We start from the raw sequence: 20,137 nt of genomic DNA on the forward strand, positions 1-20,137 counted from the left end.
CGAGGCGCCGCGGGCGGTTAGGGTCCTGCAGGTGAACAATGGCCCGCGCATCCGTGGCCGCGCGGGCGGATAGGGTCCTGCAGGTGAGCAATGGCCCGCGCGTCCGTGTCGCTGCGAGGGGATAGGTGCAGGTGAGCAATGGCCGCGCGTCCGTGGCCGCGCGAGCGGATAGGGTCCTGCAGGGGCGCAGTCGCAGCGCAGTGGCGGCATGCCGAGCCATAAGCCAACAAGACTGCCGGGAATAATTCCCGGCAGTCTTTTATAATTGGAATCAGTCAAATCTTTACACTATATTGACATTATACCTGCTATAATGAATGCGCTTACATATAGCGACGCATATTTACACCGATTGGATGGATGGATAACATTTCTCTTAAATCGTTTTGTTCCTTCCTGCGTTTCTACCCCATTCTATTCTATTCAGATTGGCATGACGACAACATTAAGGAGGTCCGTATGATGGATATTTTGCTGATCGAAGACGAAGAAAGCATCCGGGATGTATTAAAATCGTACTTTCTTAATGAAGGATGGAATGTAAGGGAAACTGACAACGGGAAATATGCGCTGCAATTGATCCAGAACTTTAAAATGGATCTCGTCGTGCTCGATTTGATGATCGACGGAATGCCCGGCGAGGACGTCTGCTGCAAAATCAGGCAATTCTCGACCGTGCCGATCATCATGATCACCTCCAAAGTGAAAGAATCCGATACGATTAACGGTCTCAACCTGGGAGCCGACGACTACATAACGAAACCGTTTCGCGTGAAGGAGGTCATTGCCCGCATTTACGCTTTAAAGCGGCGGATGGACATGTTTACAAACGACAAATCGAACGCGGTCGTGACCAAACGGTTCAATCAGGGACGATTTGTCATCAATTATACGACGAATGAAGTTTATGTGGATGGAAGACGGGTGGAGTTGACCCATACGGAATTCAAGCTGCTCAGCGTGTTGACAAAAACGCCGGGGAAAATTTACAGCAGGCAGGACTTGACGTATGAAATTCACGGCTATCGGAATATTGACGTCGGACGGACGATGGATATGCATATCCGCAATTTACGGAGCAAAATCGAACCCGACCCGAAAGAGCCGAAGTATATCGTGACCAAGATCGGCGCCGGGTACAAATTCGATGTTCAGCCTGAAGCCCAGCTATCATGATGCGCTGGTTATCCGGGACGCGAACGGCGCTCTTTGCCGCCTTCGCATCCATGTCCGTCCTGCTGCTTTCGGCGATGTATATCGGCGGTTCCATAGCGCGGGATATCGAGCTGCTCGAATATAAGAAGCAATATTACAAAGATCAGAGCTACAAGCTCGCCTACGCCGTTCAGACCCAGCTGAAGTCCGGGCCGCTGCCGGAAGACCAGCTTCAAATGCTTAAAGACTTGTCGTCGGTTTACACGTTTGCCTATCGCTATTATGCGGCCGACGGCACTACCGTGATGTACGATTCCGCCGAGCAGCGCCCGCGTTCGGCCAAGCCGTACGAGTTCGATGTTCCGATCGTTGTCGATGGCAGTACGGTCGGATATATTATCACGTACGTCGATCTGGGCAAGCGCGACTCCTCCTATTACCCCGGCGCGGGTATGGAATCGTCCCGCCATCACCTCGCCTTGTTCGCCGGGCTGCTCGTTTTCGCCCTTATCGCAAGCTTGGTTCTCGCCCGCAGGCTGTCTCAACCGATTGTGCGGACCGGCAAGGCGGCCGAGCGCATTGCGTCCGGCTATCGGAATACCGAGATGCCGATGGCCGGAACGAACGAAATCAGGCAGCTTGCCCATACGATCAACGTCCTGATCCGGGAATTCGACCGTCAGGAAGGGTGGCGGCAGCAGATGATGCAAGATTTGGCGCATGAGCTCCGGACGCCGCTGACGTCGCTGCTTTCCCGCCTGGAAGCGATACTGGACGGCATCTTGCCGTCGACGGAAGAGAATATGCACAAGATTCATACGGAAATCGAACGGCTGTGCCGGCTTGTGGACGATCTGGAAAAGCTGTCGGATGCGGAAGGGGCCCGTTTCCAGCTGAACATCCAGCGGGTGGACATGTCGCAGCTCGTCCGGGACGTGTACGAAGGCTTCGTATTTATGAGCAAAGCCAAATCGATCCGTCTTACGTTTCAGAAGCCGCATGTGCCCTGCTACGCCGAAGTCGATCCGGATCGCATCATTCAAGTGATTTCGAATTTGCTGTCCAACGCGATCAAATATACGCCGTCCGGCGGAGCGGTCGAAGTGGGGCTGTATCCCGCCCGCAACGAAATTGTCGTATACTGCCAGGACAACGGCATCGGCATATCGGAGACGGAGCTGACGCTGATTTTCAACCGTTTCTATCGGGTGGACAAATCACGTTCGAGGCATAACGCCTCAGGGGGAATAGGCGTCGGCCTGAGCATCGCCAAAGCGCTCGTCGAGGCGCATGGGGGAATGATCGGCGCCGAGAGCGTGCTGGGCAAAGGCTCAAAGTTTTATTTCTGCATCGAAGCTGCGGACTGACCGCGGCACGCGGCAAGCGAAGACTGCGAATGGGCCGGATGGCCGCAGTCCGGCCGCTGGCGATTTTCTCCCGGTCGAACTTGCGCCGTCGGCAAAGCTTTACACTATATTGACAGCAACGCTGCTACTATAAATGATAGCGGGATGTTCCGCGCCGTTTGAGAGATACCGATAACTCTGCACGTTTCATCACGCTTGCTAAGGGGGCGCTACCTTTGGCCAAAATCTTATTTAACCACGTATACAAGCGATACGGCAAGTTCAAGGAGTACGCCGTCAACGATTTCAACCTGGAAGTGGAAGACCGGGAGTTTCTCGTCTTTGTCGGCTCGTCCGGCTGCGGGAAGTCGACGACGCTCCGCATGCTGGCCGGTCTCGAGGAGATTTCCGAAGGCGAAATTTATATCGGCGATACGAAAGTGAACGATGTTCCGCCCAAAGATCGGGATATCTCGATGGTATTTCAAAATTACGCGCTATATCCGAATATGTCGGTGTTCGAGAATATCGCCTTCGGCCTGCGGCTGCGCAAAATGCCGAAGCATGAAATCGAGCTTTCGGTCAAGCGGGCGGCCCGCGTGCTCGAAATCGAGAACTTCCTGGACCGCAAGCCGAAGGAATTGTCCGGCGGCCAGCGGCAGCGCGTTGCGCTGGGAAGGGCGATCGTCCGTACGCCGCAGGCGTTTCTGATGGACGAGCCGCTATCGAATCTGGACGCGAAGCTTCGCGTCCAGATGCGGACCGAGCTGATCAACCTGCATAAAAAGATCGGCGTGACGATCATTTATGTGACGCACGACCAGGTGGAAGCGATGACGATGGGCGACCGGATCGTCGTAATGGAGAAGGGCGTCATTCAACAGGTCGATACGCCGGAGAACGTGTACAACAAGCCGGCCAACCTGTTCGTCGCGAATTTTATCGGCAACCCGCCGATGAATGTTATCGCCGGCAGGCTGCAGGAGGGCGAGAACGGACTTGAATTTCATACGAACCGGTTCGCGCTCCGGATTCCGCAGCGGCAGGCGCATCAGCTGCGCAGCGTCAACCAGGGGGCGGGCCGGTCGGTCGTCATGGGCATCCGTCCCGAAAATATCAGCTTCGAGGATGCCGCGTTTACGGCGCCGGATCATGAAAAGCTGAGCGGCGTGCTGCAGATCAACGAATTTGTCGGTTCCGACCGCTACTACCATATGAACATCGGAACGCCGAAGCCGATCGTCGTGCGCGCCCATCCGCGTTATCACTTCGGCGAGGGAGAACGCGCCGAATTTGCCGTCGATATGAACAAGGCGTTGTTTTTCCATAAAGAAACGGAAAAGCTGCTTGCCGATTGAAGATGTTGCCGGCGAAGGAGGAACAGGGGATGGCAGGGGCAAATCGAAAACGTTTCGGATTCCGGTTGTGGACCGTCATCTTGTCGGCGGCGCTGCTCGTCACCGCTTTAGCGAAGGATAAGCCGGATACGGGCCGTACCGTGCATGCCGGGTCCGCGCATGCCGAGTCCAAGAATGCGAACAGCTTGTCCGCCGACCGGTTTGTAAGCGCTTCTTCCGGGCTGAAGGAGCCGTATTACGAGGAAGTGCGCCGGCGGATGGCAGACGAGCGAATACCGTACGGGACGCGGCAGTATGTCATTTCGGCCGCGCATATTTCGGAAAAATCCGAAGATTCCGATATTTCCGTCGGTTCATATGAAGGCGAGGACGGCGTGCTGCTTTGGTCTAATGCCAAAGGCTGGGTCGAGTATGAAATCGCCATCGGTGAGGAAGGGCTGTACGAAATCGAAGCCGAATACGCGCCGATCGCGGACGATAGCCGGAGAAACCGCCGCGCGTCCATCCTGTCGGCGCAAATTAACGGCGTCTATCCGTTCCGGGAAGCGCGCTCCATGTCGTTCGAGCGGGAGTTCCGGAACGGGCCGCCGAGATATGACGCCAACGGCCATCAACTGCAATCGGCCATTGAAGAAATCCGCGGCTGGAAGCGGAAGCCGTTCCGCGACTCGGACGGCGCTTATGCGCTTCCGCTGCGGTGGCATTTGCAGAAGGGCGTGAATACGATCCGGCTTCGCCTATCCCAGCAGCCGCTGGCGATCAAGTCGTTCACGATCCGGCCGCCGGCGGACATTCCCGGCTACGCGGAAGCGAAAGCGTCATACCCGGAAGCGACGGAGCCGAGCGGGGACACGATCGTCCTCGAGGCGGAGCAGTTCGAGAAGAAAAATTCGACCTCCGTTCAGACGCAGTACGACCGCGACGCCTTCACGACGCCGAAGTCGTTCAAGTACAGAGCCTACAACGTGCTCGGAGGGTGGGGCTGGTACAAGGGCGGGCATGCGGTGACCTGGGAGTTCGAGGTGCCGGAGGACGGGCTGTACAAGCTCGGCATGCGCGTCAACCAGAATTCGCGCAAAAACTTGTCCGTATTCAGAACGATATACATCGACGGAAAAATTCCGTTTCGGGAGCTGCAATCGTATCCGATTCGCTACGCTCCCGGCTGGCGGGGGGAAACGGTCGCGGACGAGAGCGGCGAGCCGCTGGCCTTCTATTTGACGAAAGGGAAGCATTCGCTCACCATGGAGGCCGGTTACGAGCCGTATATGCCGGTCATCGCCAATGTCGAGCCGATGGTTGAAGCGCTGAAGACGGTGATCGACCAGATCCGTTCGGCTACGGGCAACCGTCAGGACGACCGGTTCCGCGTATGGGATGTCGAGAAGGACATTCCCGGTGCGACGGAGCGGCTCGGCGGCATCAAGGAGCGGCTGGACCGGCAGGTGGAAGCGCTCCGGGAGATCAATCGGGAGATCGACGTTGTGGCCCAGACGTATCGTTCTGCGGCGAAAGATATCGAGGAGCTCATCGAGCAGCCCGAAAAAATTCCGACAAGCCATCTGACGCTTGGCACGATGCTGGAGCAGCTGCAGGATCAATACAGAGTGTTGATGGATAGTCCGCTGCAGATCGACAAGCTGTATGTCGCGCCCGTTCAGGCGCCGTTCCCGCGGATGGAGGCGAATTTTTCGAGAAGACGAAGGCGGTTGCCGCGACCTTGTTCCATTCGTTCGACAAGCAGAACCGGATCGGCACGCAGGACAGCGACGTCCTGAACGTCTGGATGATGATGGGCAGAGACTATGTCGATGAGCTGCAAATGCTGGCGGACGAGCAATTTACGCCGGAATACGGGGTAAAGGTCAAGGTCAATCTCGTCCAGTCCCCCGACCTGCTCATTCTGGCGAAAGCTTCGGGCATATTGCCGGACGTTGCGCTTGGCGTTCCGGGCAACATGCCGTTCGAGATGGCGCTGCGGGGAGCGGCGCTGGACATCGGGTCGCTGCCCGGCGGCAAGGAGCTGATCGAAAGCTATCATCCGGGGGCGATGCTTCCGTTCTATTACGACGGAGGTTACTACGGCATACCGGAAACGACCAGCTTCAAAGTGCTGTTTTACCGCAAAGATATTCTCGGCAGGCTGAACCTTGGCGTGCCGGACACCTGGGACGACGTCTACCGGATGATTCCGACGCTGCTCAAGCATCAGTATTATTTTTACGTTCCGCCGGACGATTTCTCGTTCATGTTCTACCAGAACGGCGTCGACTTGTATACGCCGGACGGCATGTCCACCGGGCTGAACCGGCCGGAAGCGTTCGACGCGTTCAAGAAGTGGACGGATTTGTTCAACATCCACGGACTCGAACGGCAGGTTCAAAGCTTCTACAACCAGTTCAGGGCCGGCACGATGCCGATCGGCATCTCCGATTTCAACATGTATATGCAGCTGATGGTCGCCGCTCCGGACATTTTGAACGAGTGGGGGATCGCGCCGGTCCCGGGTACGCGCCAGCCGGACGGCTCGATCGTGCGCTGGGCGGCGGGCAGCAATCCGACGAGCGCGATGCTGTTCAGCGATACGCCGGAGAACAGGCGCGAAATGGCCTGGAAGTTTCTGCAGTGGTATTTGTCGGAGGAGACGCAAACCGACTACGGCTTGAATATGGAGCAGCTTCGCGGCGAATCGTTCCGCTGGAATACGGCGAACGTCCGGGCTTTCGCCAATATGCCCTGGCGGGCGGACGATCTGGCGGTCATTCTCGAACAGTGGAAATGGATCAAGGATATTCCGAACGTGCCAGGGGGCTATATGACGACGCGCGAGCTGGCGAATGCCTGGAACCGTGCGGTCGTGCCGGAAAGCCAGGCGCTGGAGTCGCCGCGCGTGGCGCTGGAGAAGGCCGTCAAATCGATCACCCGGGAGCTCGTCCGCAAGCAGCAGGAATTCCATTTCCGGGACAAAGCCGGCAACGTCGTGCGGACGCTTGACCTGCCGCAAATTCGCGAGCCGTGGAAAGGAGCGGATATCGATGTCGAGTAAGGCGGAAATCCGCCCTTTGCCCAAGACGAGAACGCCCGGAGCCGCGTTCGGATTCGGGAGCAAATGGACGCGCAGCATCAAGGAAACCGCAAGGAACGCATGGAAATGGCGGCTTTCCTACCTGTTTATCGCGCCGTTCTACCTGATGTTCCTGTCGTTTATTCTCATTCCGATTGTCGCCGGCGTGCTGCTCGGATTCACGTACTTCAACGCCATCCAGTTCCCGACATGGGTCGGCTGGATGAACTATCAGAATCTGTTCTCCCAGGACATCATTTTCCTGCAGCACGTCGTGCCCAATTCGTTCAAATTCGCCCTGTTTGTCGGACCAATCGGCTATATCGCCTCTTTTCTTCTCGCATGGCTGATCGCCCAGCTGCCGGGACTGCTGCGGACATGGTTCGCGCTGGCCATTTATGCGCCGTCCTTGACGGCGGGCATTGCGATGACGGTCGTCTGGCAGGTCATGTTTACCGGCGACCGGACCGGTTATTTGAACAGCTTCCTGCTGAAATGGGGGCTTATCGAAAAGCCGGTGCTCTTTACCCAGTCCAGCGAATTTCTGATGACGATCATGATTATCGTCTCGATCTGGTCCAGCATGGGCATCGGGTTTCTGGCTATTCTCGCGGGCATTCTGAACGTGGACAAGCAGATGTACGAAGCCGGACGGATCGACGGCATTTCGAGCAGGCTGCAGGAAATCTGGTACATTACGATTCCGTTGATGAAGCCGCAGATGATGTTTGCCGCCATCATGTCGATCGTCTACACGCTCAAGGCGGGCGCGATCGGCACGCAGCTGTCGGGCAGCAATCCGACGCCGAACTATGCCGGCCAACTGATGATCAACCATATCGAGGATTACGGCTTCATCCGTTACGAGCTTGGCTATGCGAGCGCCATCTCGGTCGTTCTGCTCGTCGTCTGCTACGCTCTGAGCCGGTTTTTCGGTTACCTGTTCGCTCCGAAGGAGGGAGAATAGATGCGCGGGCTCGACAATCGGATGATGCAGCGCCTGTACGGGAAGCGGAAAGAGTGGATGCTGGCCGTCAGGCGGTTCGACCGCACGCAGCAGGCTATCGTATTGTTTCTGGCGCTTCTCTCCGTCTTCATGCTGCTGCCGATCGTGTACGTGTTCAACCATGCCTTTAAACCGCTGCACGAGCTGTTTCTGTTTCCGCCGACCTTTATCGTGCAGGATCCGACATTCCAAAATTTTATCGAGCTGCTGGCGCTGACGCAGGATACGGTCGTCCCGGCGACGCGCTACCTGTTCAACAGCATCGTCGTCACGTTTCTGGCCACGGCGGGGATGGTGGCAACCGGCGCTTTGTGCGCCTACGCGCTATCGAAGCATCCGTTCCCGGGCGCGAAGCTTGTGATGGGGTCGATCATTACGTCCCTGCTGTTCGCGCCGGAGACGATCGCGATTCCCCGATACGTTGTCGTGCAAAGTCTCGGCATCATGAACACGTATTGGGGGCATGTGCTGCCGATGATCGCGATGCCGGTCGGCGTCTTCCTGATCAAGCAATTTATCGATCAGGTGCCGAACGAGATGATCGAGGCGGCCAAAATCGACGGCACGACCGAGTTCGGCATTTTTCTGCGGATCGTCGTGCCGATGGTTACGCCCGCGATCGCGACGATTACAATTCTGGCGTTTCAGAACGCCTGGGGCAATGCGGAGACGTCCACGCTGTTTATGCAGGAGGACGCGATGAAGACGCTTCCGTTCTATATGGGCACGCTGACCTCCAATCTGGCGAACGCGGTTGCCAGACAAGGAGCGGCGGCCGCCGGAGCGCTCATCATGTTTTTGCCCCAACTGATCATCTTTCTGCTGTCCCAGCGGAAAGTCATCGCCACGATGGCGCATTCGGGAATCAAGTAAGCCGGCGGGCAACGGAGGTTGGACCATGGTACTGCATCTGGTTAGACGGACGGCAAGGATCGGACTCGTTTGCCTCCTTTCCTTGGCCTTCATATCGATGAAGGCGCATGCCGAAGCGCCTTATCGAACCTATTTCGAGAACGGCAACGGCCGGGAGATTCCGACACGGCCCGCCTACAGTCCGGCCGGCGTAATCGGTGACGACATTTATGTGGACGACGGCGAAGGCGGAACGGTTCATTCTCCGCTCAAACGGCCGCAGGACCTCTTTATCGATGCGAACGATCATATTTACATCGCCGATACGGACAACAACCGGGTGGTCGAATTCGACGACCGCGAGCGGTTCGTGCGGGAAATCCGGGTACCGGAAAGCCCGCTGAAAAGTCCGCAGGGGGTGTTCGTGACGGACGACGGGGACATCTATATCGCCGATACCGGCAACAAGCGCGTCGTCCGGCTGGACCGGGAGCTGCGGCTGGTGCGCGAATATGTGCGTCCGCAATCGGAGCTGATCCACGAATCGTTCATTTACGAACCGACCAATATGGTGGTCGACAGCAACGGCTTCGTCTTTGTCGTGTCCAAAGGAAGCTACCAGGGCGTCGTCCAGTTCGAGCCGGACGGAGCGTTCTTCGGATTTTTCGGGGCGAATGCGACGGAGGTCAAGCTGATGGACCGCATCCGGCGGCTGCTGTATACGAAGGAGCAGCTGAGCCGGCAGGTCAGGCTGCTGCCGCCGATTATCCGGAATATCGAAATAGACGGGCAGGGCTACATTTATACGGTATCCGGCTCATCCAAGGAACAAGTGAAAAAGCTGAATATCCGCAGCGAGAACGTATGGAAGGAACTCAGCTTCGGCGAGAAGGTCGCGCTGACGCCGGAGGAGCGGGAGAAGGACGTGCAACTGACCGACCTGGCGGTCGATGCGGGCGGAAACATGACGGTCATCGATAAAATTTGAACATGGTGTCGCAATACGATGCCAGCGGAAAGCTGCAGTTTTTCTGGAAAACCCGGCGTCCTCCACCGCCGTTCTGGGCTTGACCCAAAGCCCGGTCGCCGTGGATACGAATTCGCATGGCGAGCTGTTTATTTTGGACGATGCCTTGAACGTGGTGCAGAAGCTGAAGCCGACGGCGTTCGGGGCCGCCATCCGGCAAGCGTTCATGCTGACACAAAGCGGCAACTATAAGGAAAGCGTGCCTTATTGGGAGGAAGTCATCAAGCTGAACGCGCTTTTCTCGCCGGCTTATCACGGGCTCGCGCAAGCGGCCTTTAACGAAGGGGATTACGCCAAAGCGATCGCGTATTACAAGCTGGCCGGGGATGCGGCGGGATATTCGGACAGCTTCTGGCAGCTGCGGCTGCAGTGGTTTCAGCGCCATTTTTCGCTCATTGCGAACAGCCTGCTCATCGCCTCGGTCGCGCTTGCCGTCGCGCTCAGACTGAAACGGAATTTCCGTTTCGGCGCTCCGTCCCGGCCGCGGTGGAAGCGGCCGCGTCAGACATGGATTCGGCAGCTGCGGCATGCCTTCTACATTTTGAAGCATCCGCTCGACGGCTTCAGCGATTTGCGCTTCAAGAACAGCGGCGGATATGTAAGCGCGTTCCTGCTGCTCGGCTCCGCGGTGCTCGTGCTGCTCGTCAAAACGTATTATACCGGCTTTTCGTTCAATCCGAGACCGGCATCCGAACTGAACGGCGGCTTCATCATGTCCGGTTTTCTCGTGTCGTGGCTGTCGTGGGTCGTGTGCCATTACTTGATCGGCTCGATCCAGCAAGGGGAAGCCCGCTTTAAAGACGTGTTTGTCGGGAGCTCGTACGCGCTGTTTCCGTTCGTCCTGCTGTCGCTTCCGCTCGCGCTTGTCTCCAATGTGCTCACACTGAGCGAAGCTTCGATTTACCAGTTTTTCGAATGGGGCGCCATGCTGTGGTGCGGTGCGCTGTTCTTCTGGAAGATCCAGTCGCTGCAAAATTACAGCGTCGGGGAGACGGTCGTCAACATCGCGCTGACGCTGCTGGCGATGATCGTCATGTGGGTGCTGATCTTCACCGTATTCGGTCTCGCTTCGGAGCTTGTCAGCTTCGGCTATACGATTTATCAGGAGGTGACGAAGTGAAACGGATATCGGTCCCGAAGCGTTGGCTGGCGTTGGCCGCAGTGTGCGCCGCGACGCTGGCGGCGCTGGCGGTCTTCGCCGCGCTGGCCGCGAACCGGCAGCCGCCGGCTGCGCCGCAGCCGGCTGCGCAGACGGCGGCGCAGCCGGCCGTGCGGCAGGAAGCGGCGGGAAGCGGCGTACCGGCCGCTCCGGTCCCGGACAAAGGCGAATTTGTCCCCGTCGCGGAGAGCCGATATTTGACGCTGAAGGCTAACCCGGCAACCGGCCATTTCATCGTGACGGACAAGCGGTCGGGGGATGTCTGGAAGTCGTATCCGGAGGAGGCGGGAAGCCGGGACGGACAGAATCAGGGGAAATGGCTTTCGAATCTGGAATCGCCGGTCATGATCAGCTACGTCGAGTTCAACGTCCGCCGGGATTTGGCGAAGGAATCCAATCTGAAGGAAGGAAAAGGGCTCGTTACCGGCTTCGCGGCGACCGGGCAAGGCTTTCAGGTGCGGTACGAGTTCCCGGAGCTCGGCTTTGTCATCCCGGTGGAAGTGCGCCTTGGCGAAGACTATGTGGAAACGAAAATTTTGAAAGACGGGCTGAAGGACGCGCGAATCTTTACCGAGGAGGAACGGAAGACGAAGAAGGACAACGAAGCCCGGCTCGTATCCGTTCGGCTTTATCCGTTCCTCGGCGCGCATACCTCGGAGCAGACGGACGGGTATCTGCTGCTGCCCGACGGCCCGGGGGCGATCGTGGACTTCAAGCGGGATCGCGCCGGCACGAACCATTATTACAACGAGCGGGTTTACGGGGCGGATTGGGCGTACAGCGCCAACGCGAAATTTTCCATCCGCCGATCGGTTCGCGCGCCGGTCTTCGGGATCAAGGCGGGCGAGAAATCGCTTCTCGCCGTCATTCATGAGGGTGCGGAGTACGCGAACGTGGTGGCGGCGCCTTCCGGCACGTTCAGCCCGTACAATTGGGCGACGGCCGAGCAGCAGTACCGATTTATGGATTACCAATATACAAATACCAAGAAAACGGAGGGTTATGTAACCTTTACGAAAGAGCTGACGGCGACGGACCGTTCCGTCCGCTATTATTTGATCGCCGGCGGGGATGACGGCTATGTGCGGATGGCGGCCCGCTTCCGGCAATATCTGATCGACGAAGTCGGCATGAAGCGGCTGCCGGCCGGCGATGACAAGTTGGCCTTGCAGCTGCATGTGCTCGGGGCCGACGCCGAACGGGGCTTTCTGTGGGACTCCTATTTGCCGCTGACGACGACCGCCCAGGCGCAGGAAATCGTGCAGGAGCTGAACGCGGTCGGCGTCGAGCGGATGTCAGTCACCTATTTGGGCTGGCAGCGAAAAGGATACAGTTCGTACGGCGGCAGCTTCCCGCTGCCGGGCAAGCTCGGCGGCAACGAAGGGATGAGGCAGTTCGCCGATTTCGTGCATGCCAAGGGATACCGGCTGTATCTCGACGGATCGAACTACGCCTTCAACAATACGGGAGGCGACGGGTTCAGGCGCAACCGGGACGGTCTGCGCGACAACGGCGCCTCGGTCATCAGCTACCGCCGAAGGGGCACGGATAAAACGCTCGTAAGCCCGCGATTTGCTTCCAAGGTGATCGAAAAAGATTTGGACAAGATGCGGGCGCTCCATGTTGACGGTCTCGTATTCGGTCAAGGCATCGGCTCTTTGCTGAATACGGACTATAACGACAAATACGCCGCGACGCGGGAAGAGGCGGTGCAAATCCAGCAGCGCATGTTCGGGATGACGAAAGATGCGCTCGGACATGTTCAGGTCGAGGACGGAAACATCTATACGTGGAAATACGTCGACCATATTCACGGACTGCCTGTCGACGGTTCGGGCGATCTGTTCGTCGACCGGCAAGTTCCGTTCCTCCAGATCGCGCTGCACGGGCTCGTCACCTACTCGTCCGAATACGGAAACGACAGCGACGATTACGAGACGGCCTTTCTGAAGGGGATCGAATACGGGGCCGTTCCGTCCTTCGTCGTGACCTATGCGAAATCGCAGCAGTTGCTGGAGACGCGCTCGCTCGGGCAGTTTTTCAGCACCTACTACAAAGACTGGCTGCAGGAGATGGCTGCGCAATATCAGCGGTACGACGAGGCGCTCGGGGACGTGCAGCAGCAATGGATAACCGGCCATCGCGCATTGGCGGACGGCGTCTTCGAAACGGCGTACGGAAACGGCAAACGGATCGTCGTCAACTATAACGAGCGGCCGTATGCGGGAGACGGATGGACGGTACAGCCAAGAGACTTTGTCGTCGTCAAGTAGGAGGTGATCGCGTGGCTAAAAACGGGTGTTGTCAACCAAAGCATACAGCCGGCTCGAAGGGCTCCTGTTCATGCTCCCCTGGCTGACGGGCTTTCTCATATTCATGGCTTTTCCGCTCGTCTTCTCGCTCTATATGAGCTTTCACAACGTCAGAGTGCTCCCGACCGGGATGAAATACGAGCCGGCAGGCATCGAGTTTTACAAAACGATTTTGATGGGGAGCGCCGAGCTTTACGACCAGCTCATTCCTTTTTCCAGCAGGTTGTGCTCATGGTGCCGGTCATCGTCATCTTCTCGCTGCTGATCGCGATCTTCCTCAACCAGAAGCTGAAGGGCCGGATCGTCTTCCGCGCGATCTTCTTTCTCCCGGTCATTTTCTCGACGGGGGCCGTACTGCAGGAATTTATGAATCAGGAGGAAGGCGGCCTCGGCTTTATGCGGAGCGAAATGGTCGGCGGCTTTCTGGACGCGTATGTCGGGGGAAGCCCCTGGGGCAAGCCGGTGCTGGCCGTGCTGGAGCATTTCGTGCTCGTGCTCTGGTATTCGGGCGTGCAAATTATCGTCTTTTTGGCCGGCCGCCAGACGATTCCCGGTTCGGTGTACGAATCGGCCAGAATCGATGGCGCCACGCCCTGGGAAGTATTTTGGAAAATTACGCTGCCGGCCATGTCTCCCTTCATGCTGCTCAATGTTTTTTATACCGTCGTCGATATGTTTACGTTTCCGTCCAACCCGATCATGTCGTTGATCGGCACCGGAAATTACGGCTACAGCAGCGCGCTTGCCTGGATTTATTTCTTCATTGTGCTCGTGTTTCTCGGCGTTGTCATGCTCGTCTACAGCAAGCTGTTCCGGTTTCGGTAAAGTTCATTTTCGCAGGGGGGTGAAAACATGAGCGTTGTCAAATGGGACGTGCCGAAAGCGGCCAGAAGCAGGCCGGTGTTCAAGCCGACCCTTCGGCGCTTGCGCTACTTCGTTCTGGGCCGGGAAGTGGATAAAGGTTTTATTTTCAAATTGCTGCTGTATCTCATACTGATTTCGACCTCTTATATCTACTTGAACCCGATTCTTAAAATGATGACGAGAATGCTGATGGATGCCAAAGATCTGATCGATCCGACCGTGACGTGGATCCCGTCGTCGCTTTATTTCGGCCATCTCTCGTCGGCATGGGATATACTGCAATACGCCAAATCGCTCTCGATCAGCGTCGGCGTTTCGTTGACGGCGGCGGCTTTGCATTGCGTGACATGCGGCCTCGCCGGCTACGCGCTGGCGCGGCTCGACGTCCCGTTCAAGAAGCTGGCCTTCTTCCTGCTGCTGCTCGCCTTTATTATCCCGCAGCAGGTTATCGTTCTGCCGACGATTCTGCTGTTCCGGACGCTCGGGCTGGACGGCAGCCTGTTCACCCTGATTTTGCCGGCCATGTTCGGCTTCGGCGTGAAAGGCTCGCTCTTCGTCTTTATTTTCCGGCAGTTTTTCATGACGCAGCCGAAGGAGCTGGAGGAGGCGGCCAGGCTGGACGGCGCTTCCGCCATCCGGTTCTATGTCAAGGTGATGCTGCCGTTGTCGAAGCCGGCCATTCTGGTCGTCTTCCTGTTCTCGCTGGTCTGGACATGGAACGACACCTATTTGCCCCGCATGTTTCTCGCGAGCGCGGCCGACGTGCCTCTGGCGACGCAATTGACGCGGATGGACACGATGTTGAACACGTTTATCGAATCGGGCGGCTATCCCGAGTATGTAGCCGAACCGATCAAGATGGCGGCCAGTTTTCTGACCATTCTTCCTCCGCTGCTCATCTATCTCTTCACGCAGCGGTATTTCGTGGAAAGCGTGGAGCGGACCGGCTTGGTGGAATAGTACGAGCGGCGCTGCGAGAGGGGTGAGGCCGGGAGAGATAACGGGGGAATTATTGCGGTTAGGGGAAAGCAAGAAACCGGCAGTCGCAGGGAAAAGCGGACGCAGCAAGCGCGGCGGAAAGCGGTGCCTGCGGAGGAGAGCCGTGCGCGGCGGTCGGGACAGAAGGCGGCGCATGCGGAGAAGGGCCGGCCTCTGCGCATGCGGAGGTGGCCCAAAACTGCAAAAGTGCATTTTTTCGCTCCAAAAAGCGCGAAAATCAAAAATGCCTGCAAAAATACAGTTTTCTAGGATATTTATGCTGGTTGAGGTTTTTTCAAAAAAAATCCTGCATTATCGCAGAAATTTCACCGTTTTGGTTATAGTCAGCGCAAAAAAGATGTACTTTTGCAGGAATCTTCGGTTCGGACTTTAGAGTTTGATCGGAAGAAAACGTAAACCATTTTCAAAGGAGGAGTCATTCCATGAGAAAGCGAACTAAACATTTAACGCTCATCATGCTGACGGTTACAATCTTCGCTCTGCTTGTCGCGGCTTGCTCGTCAGGCACGGAACAGGCGCCCGGTTCGTCGGACACCCCGACCGCAAACACGAACGACAACTCGGAACAGACGGGAGATACGGAAGAACAGAAGGCCGATCTGAAGCGGTTTTCGAACGAGCCGGTTACGCTGAAAGTGGCGACGCCGTGGGGGATCGATTACTTCATGTCGCGGATCGGCAACCATATTCAGGAAAAGCTGCCCCATATTACGCTGGAGCATATCGACTGGGACGGCACCGTGGAAAAATGCAGGAATTGTACGCGGCCGATGTCGTGCCGGACGTGCTGCTCGCGTTCACCGGACAGAAGCCGTTGGAAGATTTGGAGATGGTGTATCCGCTGGACGAGATGCTGGAGGCTTACGGCTTCGATATCGGCACGCTCGATCCGGCGGCGGTTGCCGAAATCCGGGCGCGCGACGCGCAGGGGCGGCTTGTCGGAATGCCGCAGGAAATGGGCTATATCGGACTCTATTATAATAAGGAAATATTCGATAAATTCGGGGTGGAATATCCTAGGGATGAGATGACGTGGGACGAAGTGCTCGATCTGGCCAAGCAGATGACGGCCGAACGGGACGGCGTCAAGTATCGCGGCCTGGAGTTCGGAGTGGACGCTCCGCTCCTGCAACTGTCGGTGACGAAAACGGACCCGGAGAGCGGGGATGTGCTGCTGACGAAAGAGCCGAAATTTACGCAGTATATGGAGCTGATGAAAAATATTATGAAATTCCGGGGATGATCGATCCGGAGGCGACGGGATTCGCGGAAAAACGGTCGCGATGAGCGTCAACTGGCACGGCTTTTGACATGGTTCGGCGGCGGATCCGATGAGGAAGCCGTGGAATACCAGAAACAGATGGACATTGCCCCGCTGCCGTCCTGGCCGGATTTGCCCCAAACGTCCACCATTCCGGTCGGCATTCATCCCTGGGCGATCAACAGCTTCAGCGAGCATAAGGAAGCCGCCCTGCAGTTCGTCATCGAAAGCGTCTCGCCGGAGTATCAGACGAAGCTCGCGCGGGCGGGAACGCCGACCGTGCTGTCGGATATGGCGATCAAGCAGCAGTTCGGCGCGGAGCTGATCCGGTTCGAGGGGAAAAACATCGGCGCCTTTACGAAATATCCGCTGGCGGAACCTCCGGCCAGATTGAGCTATTGGGACCGTTACGTCAATCTCGATATGCAGCAATTTACCCAATCCGATATGAACATTTCGGAGTTTTTGCGCAAGGCGGAAGAAGAATCCCAGTTGAAAATCAAGGAAGCGATGGCTCAGCAGAAGTAGCGGCGGTTGACAGGAAACGGCCGTTGAAAGAAGGAGTCGAAGGATGGAGGACATCATCAAATATGCCGCCCAAGTAAGACCTTCGGAACGGCAGCTTGCTTTGCAGGACATGGAATTTTACGCCTTTATCCACTTTTCGGTCAACACGTTCACGGATCGGGAATGGGGGACGGGCAAGGAAGATCCGGCCATCTTCAATCCCGTCCGATTCGATGCCGATCAGTGGGTGGCGGCCTGCCATGCCGCCGGCATGAAAGGGCTCATTCTGACCTGCAAGCATCATGACGGCTTTTGCCTGTGGCCGAGCGCGTATACCGAGCATTCGGTGAAGAACAGCCCCTGGAAGAACGGCCGGGGCGACATCGTGAAGGAGGTGTCCGACGCGTGCCGCAGAGGCGGCATCAAGTTCGGCATTTACTTGTCGCCGTGGGACCGCCACGAGCCGACATATGGCGATTCGCCGCGGTATAACGCGTTTTTCGTCAACCAGCTGCGCGAGCTGCTGACGAACTACGGGGACATCTTCTGCGTCTGGTTCGACGGCGCCTGCGGCGAAGGGCCGAACGGCAAGCGCCAGCAGTACGATTGGGACGCTTATTATGCGGTTATTCGCGAGCTTCAGCCCGGCGCGGTCATTTCGGTCTGCGGACCGGATATCCGCTGGTGCGGCAACGAGGCGGGCTATTGCCGGGAGTCGGAATGGAGCGTCGTGCCGGCATCGCTTCGGGATAACGAGAAAATTCAGGAAAATTCGCAGCAGACCGACGACCGCGAATTCGCGCGGAGATACAATTCGCAAGACCGGGATCTCGGCAGCCGGGACATTATCCGGCATGAGCGCGAGCTGATCTGGTATCCCGCCGAGGTCAATACGTCGATCCGTCCCGGATGGTTCTACCACGCCTCGGAGGATGACAAGGTTCGGCCGCTCGAAGAGCTGCTGCGTATTTATTACGGCTCGGTCGGCGGCAACGCGACATTCCTGCTCAATATTCCGCCGGACACCCGCGGATTGATCCATGAGAACGACATGCAACGGCTGCGGGAGCTTGGCGACGTCATTCGGACCACGTTCCGCGATAATTTGGCGGCGCATGCGACCGCCACCGCTTCGGAAGCGGCGAGCGGATGCGGGCCGGACAAGCTGTTCGACGGAAACCGGGATACGTACTGGGCGCCGGAGGAAGGGACGGAATACGCCGTCATCGACATCGACCTCGGGCGGGAGGTGACGTTCGACCATATCGTCCTGGCCGAGCACCGGTACAGCCAGCGGATCGAGAAATTCCGGCTGGAGGTACGCGAAGGCGGCGAATGGAAGCCGTTGTGCGAAGGAACGGTCGTAGGCCGCAAGCGCATCTGCCGGTTCGCTCCCGTCATTGCGCGGTTCGTCCGGCTCACCATTCTGGAATCGAGATGGTGTCCGACGTTGTCTTCCTTCGAAGTATACCTGGGGCCGCAGACCGAGGGGAATCTCATTCCGCAGACAGCTTGGGGAGCGTCCCGGACCGAGTAGAATAAAGTCAAAGCATTCGGTCGAGGGTGCGGAAAGGACAGGTGCGAGTAGAAGTTGCGATTTAAGGAGGCGAGGGAAAGCGGAAGTGGTGATCCTTCCGCCCTGAGATTGAGGTCAAGGAGTGCCATCTCCCGGTGTAGTCGGGAGAATCCGTTAAGAGGATTTATCGGAAACACTGGTTAGTCGTTCGTCTGTTTTCCGGGCCATCAGGAAATGCTTGATGTACCCGAATCCCATCAGTTTCTTGCGATTCTCGTCCCATATGCGGAATTTAAGTGATTTCAGGCTTGACAAAAGGGTAACAGGCGGAACATCCTGGAATATCGTATTCTCTTCTTGAACACGGTCCAGATAGTAGTTCGGCACCCGGGGGCTCAGGTGATGAATATGGTGGAAGCCAATGTTTCCCGTAAACCAATGCAGAACCTTGGGCAGCTTATAGAACGAGCTCCCATGTAGAGCCGCGCTCAAATGATCCCATTTCTCGCCTTTTTCAAAGTAGGTTCCCTCAAACTGGTGTTGGACGTAGAAGAGCCAGAAGCCGGCCAGACTTGAAAACAGAAAGACAGGTCCCTGGACTAGCAAGAACGCTTTCCAGCCGATTGTCCAACAAAGCAGCCCGATGATAGCGGCTATTCCGAGGTTGATGATGTAGGTATTAAGCCGTTCCTTCATCTTGGCACCCTTCCGGTTAAACCGGTATTCAATGAGGAAAACATAGGAGGGACCGAGTCCGAACATAATCAGAGGGTTCCTGTACATGCGGTAAGCCAGTCGCTTCAGCGGCGGTAATGCCAAATATTCCTCCACTGTCAACGTCCAAATATCCCCCATACCGCGCCGATCCAAGTTACCGCTGGTAGCGTGATGGACCGAATGACTGTGCCGCCACTGATGATACGGGCAGCAGGTCATGATACCGGCAACCGTTCCTAATATCTCGTTTGCGGTACGGTTGGCAAAGAAGGAACCGTGACAGCAGTCATGAAAGATGATGAAGATCCTAACCAACAAGCCGCCTGCCAGAACAGCCAGCACCAAGGTGAGCCAATAAGACACCGAAAGACTCCAATACGCAGCGTACCAGAGCATAAAGAAAGGTATAAAGGTGTTCATGATTTGCCAAATGCTTCGCTTCAGGTTCGATCTCTCGTAAGGTGCGATAATCTTCCGCCAGTTTTTCTTCTCGTTATGATCGATCACTAAAAACTCCTCTCGCCAATTCAATAACTGAAATCATCAAAGCACGTAAAATTGTCCTGTAATGGACAACGACCGCTAATGTATATTAGCGGTCGTTGGGTACTTCGTAAAGTATAATGGATGTCCGCAATGTTTCAGTTACAATTAGGATACCATACCGGATAATGGAAGTCAACATTTGGCGTTCTATGCGAAGCCGGAAAGCAAGGGAAATTGTTCAAAATTAACAATGAGCTAGTAGGAGATTTAGGATTGATAACGAAATAGAAAGGGTCGAGGTAGCGATTGTCGTTCTCGGAATCAAATGGAAAAATTTTGATGTAGCATGGAGGATTCCTGGCCGATGACTTATCAGAAAGTGAACATCTCTTCAGAAGATGACATCTATTTTGCGTTAAGTACCGTTCGTCATTTTATGATGCAACTCCCTTTTTCCGAGTCAGATCAACAGAGAGTTTATGTGAGTGTTTCACTAGCGTTGCATCAA

At 56.5% G+C, this 20,137-nt stretch carries 17 protein-coding genes; 16 read left to right on the forward strand and 1 reads right to left on the reverse strand.

The window, feature by feature from the left end:
- Positions 1-459 precede the first annotated feature (459 nt).
- The 16 genes from PACILC2_RS17800 to PACILC2_RS17870 all read left to right on the forward strand — a co-directional run bounded on the left by PACILC2_RS17800 (position 460) and on the right by PACILC2_RS17870 (position 18,447).
- Positions 460-1,176 carry a response regulator transcription factor gene (locus tag PACILC2_RS17800; RefSeq protein WP_235593196.1) on the forward strand — a complete coding sequence of 239 codons (717 nt, stop codon included), beginning with the start codon at positions 460-462 and terminating at the stop codon, positions 1,174-1,176.
- The gene (locus PACILC2_RS17805) at positions 1,173-2,522 is read left to right on the forward strand and encodes a sensor histidine kinase (protein ID WP_062494364.1); all 1,350 of its coding nucleotides are present in this window, start codon (positions 1,173-1,175) and stop codon (positions 2,520-2,522) included. The genes PACILC2_RS17800 and PACILC2_RS17805 overlap by 4 nt, the downstream gene beginning before the upstream one ends.
- A 215-nt stretch (positions 2,523-2,737) precedes the next feature.
- Entirely contained in the window at positions 2,738-3,859 is a 1,122-nt protein-coding gene (locus PACILC2_RS17810; RefSeq protein ID WP_062494363.1) for an ABC transporter ATP-binding protein, read from the forward strand.
- Positions 3,860-3,888: 29 nt separating this feature from the next.
- On the forward strand, positions 3,889-5,637 hold the full coding sequence (locus tag PACILC2_RS17815) for a carbohydrate-binding protein (RefSeq protein ID WP_213529853.1): 1,749 nt from the start codon (positions 3,889-3,891) through the stop codon (positions 5,635-5,637).
- Complete coding sequence (locus PACILC2_RS17820; RefSeq protein WP_213529855.1) at positions 5,580-6,905, forward strand: ABC transporter substrate-binding protein; 1,326 nt, start codon at positions 5,580-5,582, stop codon at positions 6,903-6,905. Before PACILC2_RS17815 ends, PACILC2_RS17820 begins: the two co-directional genes overlap by 58 nt.
- 145 nt (positions 6,906-7,050) lie before the next feature.
- On the forward strand, positions 7,051-7,890 hold the full coding sequence (locus PACILC2_RS17825) for a carbohydrate ABC transporter permease (RefSeq protein WP_062497062.1): 840 nt from the start codon (positions 7,051-7,053) through the stop codon (positions 7,888-7,890).
- A gap of 21 nt (positions 7,891-7,911) precedes the next feature.
- The gene (locus PACILC2_RS17830) at positions 7,912-8,802 is read left to right on the forward strand and encodes a carbohydrate ABC transporter permease (RefSeq protein ID WP_145977372.1); all 891 of its coding nucleotides are present in this window, start codon (positions 7,912-7,914) and stop codon (positions 8,800-8,802) included.
- 25 nt (positions 8,803-8,827) lie between these two features.
- Positions 8,828-9,769 carry an NHL repeat-containing protein gene (locus PACILC2_RS17835; protein ID WP_213529857.1) on the forward strand — a complete coding sequence of 314 codons (942 nt, stop codon included), beginning with the start codon at positions 8,828-8,830 and terminating at the stop codon, positions 9,767-9,769.
- Positions 9,770-9,848: 79 nt separating this feature from the next.
- A complete protein-coding gene (locus tag PACILC2_RS17840) occupies positions 9,849-10,928 on the forward strand; it encodes a YIP1 family protein (protein WP_213529859.1) in 1,080 nt (359 codons plus the stop codon).
- Entirely contained in the window at positions 10,925-13,240 is a 2,316-nt protein-coding gene (locus PACILC2_RS17845) for a DUF5696 domain-containing protein (RefSeq protein ID WP_213529861.1), read from the forward strand. The genes PACILC2_RS17840 and PACILC2_RS17845 overlap by 4 nt, the downstream gene beginning before the upstream one ends.
- 25 nt (positions 13,241-13,265) lie before the next feature.
- Positions 13,266-13,544: a hypothetical protein gene (locus PACILC2_RS28830; RefSeq protein WP_307860630.1), complete on the forward strand. Its 279-nt coding sequence runs from the start codon at positions 13,266-13,268 to the stop codon at positions 13,542-13,544.
- Positions 13,511-14,104 carry a carbohydrate ABC transporter permease gene (locus PACILC2_RS17850; RefSeq protein ID WP_307860631.1) on the forward strand — a complete coding sequence of 198 codons (594 nt, stop codon included), beginning with the start codon at positions 13,511-13,513 and terminating at the stop codon, positions 14,102-14,104. The genes PACILC2_RS28830 and PACILC2_RS17850 overlap by 34 nt, the downstream gene beginning before the upstream one ends.
- Positions 14,105-14,131: 27 nt before the next feature.
- Positions 14,132-15,103: a carbohydrate ABC transporter permease gene (locus PACILC2_RS17855; RefSeq protein WP_213529863.1), complete on the forward strand. Its 972-nt coding sequence runs from the start codon at positions 14,132-14,134 to the stop codon at positions 15,101-15,103.
- 787 nt (positions 15,104-15,890) lie between these two features.
- Positions 15,891-16,385, forward strand: coding sequence for an extracellular solute-binding protein (locus tag PACILC2_RS17860; RefSeq protein ID WP_213529865.1), 495 nt, complete (start codon positions 15,891-15,893; stop codon positions 16,383-16,385).
- Between the two features lie 99 nt (positions 16,386-16,484).
- Positions 16,485-16,931, forward strand: coding sequence for a type 2 periplasmic-binding domain-containing protein (locus tag PACILC2_RS17865; RefSeq protein ID WP_213529867.1), 447 nt, complete (start codon positions 16,485-16,487; stop codon positions 16,929-16,931).
- A 43-nt stretch (positions 16,932-16,974) separates the two neighbouring features.
- A complete protein-coding gene (locus PACILC2_RS17870) occupies positions 16,975-18,447 on the forward strand; it encodes an alpha-L-fucosidase (protein ID WP_213529869.1) in 1,473 nt (490 codons plus the stop codon).
- Between the two features lie 153 nt (positions 18,448-18,600).
- Here the strand turns inward: PACILC2_RS17870 and desA are convergent, their stop codons facing one another.
- Positions 18,601-19,647 carry a Delta(5) desaturase DesA gene (gene desA / locus PACILC2_RS17875; protein WP_213529871.1) on the reverse strand — a complete coding sequence of 349 codons (1,047 nt, stop codon included), beginning with the start codon at positions 19,645-19,647 and terminating at the stop codon, positions 18,601-18,603.
- Between the last annotated feature and the right edge of the window lie 490 nt (positions 19,648-20,137).

Origin of the sequence: Paenibacillus cisolokensis (assembly GCF_018403665.1) — a bacterium.
GTDB lineage: Bacteria > Bacillota > Bacilli > Paenibacillales > Paenibacillaceae > Paenibacillus_AH > Paenibacillus_AH cisolokensis.